Annotated in this window: 1 pseudogene; it reads left to right on the plus strand. The window is 71.1% G+C overall.

What is annotated here, in order from left to right:
* Window positions 1-261 precede the first annotated feature (261 nt).
* A pseudogene (locus AC5RWQ_RS30410) lies at window positions 262-470 on the plus strand (hypothetical protein); the annotation flags it as partial.

Genomic DNA, 470 nt, shown 5'->3' on the forward strand with positions numbered 1-470 from the left:
GCTGTACCCGGCGAAAGTCCCGCCTCCAGGCCGGTCGGCACGCTCATCACCTCGTTTTGTACTCATCTTGAACGACTATTCCTCACAGTCTGTGGATAACTTTCGCCGCGTCGATCGCGCTTTCGGGCAGAGTGGAGCCGTCGGTCACCGAGAGTGACTGGTCGATTCGGTCGTGGTGGGTCCGGGTGGGCTTTCGGCAACGGGTGCGGTGGCGCGCCCGGGTCGGCCCGGACGCGCCCGGCGGGCGGAGAGGGCGGAGCCATGCGGTTGATGTTGAAGAGCGCGCTGCGCAGGAGCTGGCGGGACCGGGAGTGCGTGCAGTTCGGGGTGGACCCGGAGCGGGCGGTGGTGCTGGAGCCGGTGGACGGCCCGGCGGCCGGTTTCCTGTCCCTGCTGGACGGCACGCGCAGCGCCGACGCGCTGGCCCGCGAGGCGGCGGCGCTGGGACTGGGGCCCGACCGGGTCCGGAG

Source organism: Micromonospora sp. BS32 (assembly GCF_059089345.1).